General features: G+C 45.3%; 4 protein-coding genes and 1 pseudogene. 1 reads left to right on the forward strand and 4 read right to left on the reverse strand.

The genetic code is table 11. The features are described 5' to 3' along the window. The 4 genes and pseudogenes from IM456_RS21730 to pyrE form a co-directional block, all read right to left on the reverse strand. Positions 1 to 67 (reverse strand): annotated as a pseudogene (locus tag IM456_RS21730) (transposase); the annotation flags it as partial. 159 nt (positions 68 to 226) lie between these two features. Next, positions 227 to 796, reverse strand: coding sequence for an NAD(P)H-quinone oxidoreductase subunit I (gene ndhI, locus IM456_RS21735; protein WP_149988663.1), 570 nt, complete (start codon positions 794 to 796; stop codon positions 227 to 229). A 42-nt stretch (positions 797 to 838) separates the two neighbouring features. After that, on the reverse strand, positions 839 to 1,957 hold the full coding sequence (gene nuoH / locus IM456_RS21740) for an NADH-quinone oxidoreductase subunit NuoH (RefSeq protein ID WP_016514317.1): 1,119 nt from the start codon (positions 1,955 to 1,957) through the stop codon (positions 839 to 841). A gap of 376 nt (positions 1,958 to 2,333) precedes the next feature. After that, positions 2,334 to 3,023 carry an orotate phosphoribosyltransferase gene (gene pyrE, locus IM456_RS21745; protein WP_149988662.1) on the reverse strand — a complete coding sequence of 230 codons (690 nt, stop codon included), beginning with the start codon at positions 3,021 to 3,023 and terminating at the stop codon, positions 2,334 to 2,336. A gap of 53 nt (positions 3,024 to 3,076) precedes the next feature. On the opposite strand from pyrE, the gene IM456_RS21750 reads away from it, so the two are divergent. After that, on the forward strand, positions 3,077 to 3,529 hold the full coding sequence (locus tag IM456_RS21750; RefSeq protein ID WP_149988660.1) for a porin: 453 nt from the start codon (positions 3,077 to 3,079) through the stop codon (positions 3,527 to 3,529). The last annotated feature ends 137 nt before the right edge of the window (positions 3,530 to 3,666 follow it).

Raw genomic sequence — 3,666 nt, forward strand, 5'->3', positions numbered from 1 at the left:
TAGCTTCATCAAGTTTTTGGTATTGTTCTGGTGTCCCGTTTTTTAACTTGGCTTCTACGACTAGCATTGATTAATCTTCGACCCTGGATAAATTAAGTATAACACAGTTTACCTACAAATGGTAGAATTAAAATCGTGCTTTGCGGTTGATATTCTGGTCGGATTTCATCCCCCGCAAAGGTGAGTATCTTGTCGAAAAATCTAGCGGGGGCATTCATCCGACATTTTAGGTAATTTCTTCTGGACGTTTACCGGCGCGTTGACTACCGGCGGGTAAATCGTGGGGTTCGATAACACCTTTAGGCAGATAACCTAATTCCCTCAGAGGTGTCACCATCGGGTCTTGGGTGACTTTGTAGGGTAAACGGCCTAGGGCGACGTTATCATAGTTTAATTCATGACGATCATAGGTCGCTAGTTCGTATTCTTCGGTCATGGACAAACAATTAGTCGGACAGTATTCCACACAATTACCGCAGAAAATGCAGACCCCAAAATCGATACTGTAGTGTTTGAGTTCTTTCTTTTTAATTTCCTTGTTAAAAGTCCAATCCACTACTGGTAAATTAATCGGACAAACTCGCACACAAACTTCACAGGCGATACATTTATCGAACTCAAAGTGAATTCTACCCCGATAACGTTCCGAGGGAATTAACTTTTCGTAGGGATATTGGACGGTAATCGGACGACGACGCATATGATCAAAGGTAACGGATAAACCTTCGCCGATGTATTTCGCCGCTTGAATGCTACCTTTGGCGTAATCGCTGACTTGTTTGAGAATGTTAAACATGATGGTCAGAGGGGTAGTAGGTTAACAGGGCAAAAACGGGAATTAACCGCCAAAAGCAAAGGGAAAAGCTAGTTTTAGGGCGGCGGTAAGTAGTAGGTTAACTAAAGATACCGGTAAGAGGAATTTCCAGCCTAAATCGAGTAATTGGTCAATGCGAACCCGGGGTACGGTCCAACGCAAGAGAATAGCGATGAAGATGAGAAAATAGGCTTTTAATACCGTCATCGTAATCCCTAGGGAAGCGGTGATAATTTGTAGCCAAGGATTGGTTTCACTCACTCCCAACCAGCCGGCCAAAGCATTGACGGGGATAGGAAATTCCCAACCACCAAGATAGAGGACGGCGAAAACTAGGGCCGACAGCACGAGGTTAACGTAGGAACCCACATAAAAGAGAGCGAATTTCATCCCTGCGTATTCGGTTTGATAACCGGCGACTAATTCCTCCTCCGCTTCCGGTAAATCGAAAGGCAGACGTTCACACTCAGCTAAAGCGGCAATCCAGAAAATCAGAAAACCCACCGGTTGGCGCCAGATATTCCAGCCTAAAATGCCATAACCGGATTGTTGTTCGACAATATCAATGGTACTGAGACTATTAGACATCATCACAATCGCTAATACCGATAAAGCCAAGGGAATTTCATAACTAATCGATTGCGCCGCCGCCCGCAGGCCTCCCAGCAAGGAATACTTATTATTCGAGGCATAACCCGCCATTAATAAGCCAATGGGGGCAATACTGGACAAGGAAATCCATAAAAAGATACCTACGTTTAGGTCAGTAATCACCAGATTTTGACCGAAGGGGACGATGAGATAGGAGACAAACACCGGCATCACCACCAAAATCGGCCCGAAGAGGAATAACCAAGGGTCAGCCTTAGCGGGGACGACATCTTCTTTAAAGACTAATTTCAGACCGTCGGCGACCGGTTGTAAAACGCCCAAGGGTCCTGCGTATTCTGGCCCGATACGCTGTTGGACGGCGGCGGAAATTTTCCTTTCTAACCAGACGCAGACTAAAACCCCCACCGTGGCGGCTATAATCATCAGGAACATGGGTAAAGGCATCCAAATCGCTTTAGCCAGTCCTCCACTTAATCCCAGGTCTGTTAGGGATTTAATGAAACTTTCTTGTAAATCTATGCCTTGATTCATATTTGGCGATCGCTGTACTGTCGATAGTTCGGCATGGTCCGAAGATTTTTAAGCAAATCTTATAGCCTAGTATACAGTTAGTCGGTCTGAGGGTTATCAGAAAGTGATAAAGGCTTCAATTCTTAGAGCCAAAGAGAGTCAAGGCATCTTGAGTCCCCCGCCGAGAATAGCTATTAGTCAATAGTTAGACTCTGAATCTATCAATGTTCCCAGCTGTTTCTTCGGGCCGAAAACCTCGGCTAGTGACCAATTATTCACAGGAAAAAAATGGAGATAACTTACCGTTTAGGCAGTTAAAGCCGCTCTCCAGTCCCTTGTGCGATAAGTTTTACCGACTGTTAAAATCCAGTTATCGAGCGTTTCTGGCCACTCCCTGCTATTTATTGTGATAAGCCGCCTGTAGATCCCGAATCGAAAACAAAGCTTGAAACTTTATTCCCTGAGATTGGTAAAATTCCGCCCCTCCTTGCTCTCTATCCACCAAAGCAATGATTAAATCTACTTGATAACCCGCATCCCGTAATCTTTCTACCGCTACCATGGCACTTTTCCCCGTTGTCACCACATCTTCGAGAACAACCACTGCAGCCCCGGGGTTTAAAGTCGGACCCTCAATATAAGCCATAGTCCCGTGACCTTTTGCCTCTTTGCGGACAATTAAAGCTGGAATCGGGCGATTTTCGTAGGCAGATACCACAATAACGGCGCTGACAATCGGATCCGCCCCTAGGGTTAATCCTGCCACCGCTTGGGTATCTGGAGGCAGTAGAGACAGCAATAAACGCCCCACGGCTAAAGCTCCCTCAGCAGTGAGGGTAACTTGTTTACCGTTGATATAGTAGCTGCTTTTTTGTCCTGAAGACAGGGTGAAATCCCCTTCCCGATAGGCAAGACGGACAAGGGCATCGAGGAGAAATTGACGCAGGGAAGCAGTATCGAGAGTCGCTACCGAGTAATTAGCCATATTTTCAGGATTGGGAGCCTGACTGACTCCAAAATTTCGGTTACAATTAAGCCAAAAGTCATTATATATTGACTCGATCGCTAGTATTGATTTCTTTCTCATCCCATTGACGCGATTTTTTAATTAACCCTATCCCTGTGAGGAGATTTTTACCCATGCGCGCTAAATTTTTACTTCCTTCCCTGTTTTGTTTAACCGGTTTAGTCTGGTTGAGTTCGTCTAGTGCGATCGCCCAAAATTCAACCGCCACCACTCCCGCACCGGTAAAAACCCAACAATTGCAACTTGTCCCCTCTCCCGATACGGCGGTGGGATTTAATAATATCCCCGGTTTGTTTAACCGCGCTGTTAATAACAATACGGGTCGTTTCTACGACTACACCAACATTTTAGGACAGTTCAACTCTCTTTTTGGTTGGCGTACTTTTCCCCAAGGTTCCTATTTCGATAATCTGATTACCCGGGATGCCAAATTAACCGAAACTTTATACTATGATGTCATGCAACAGCAACAGTCTGGGCCTTTAATTCGCACCCAAGATTTACCCAATCCCTTCGATACTTCTCTACAGGAAAATCCCAGTTATTTAAGCCCCGGCGGATTTTAGGTGGTGATTCGGTAGTAGTGATGGCGGCTTAATCCTTTGCTTTGCTGTGCATTGTAGTCATGGATAAAATACCAAAGGGCTCCCCAACGTGATTCTCCATTTTTTTAGAGAAAGATAGACTCTCTCTCACCAGCCGA

Origin of the sequence: Microcystis sp. M079S1, assembly GCF_020246425.1 — a bacterium.
GTDB lineage: Bacteria > Cyanobacteriota > Cyanobacteriia > Cyanobacteriales > Microcystaceae > Microcystis > Microcystis aeruginosa.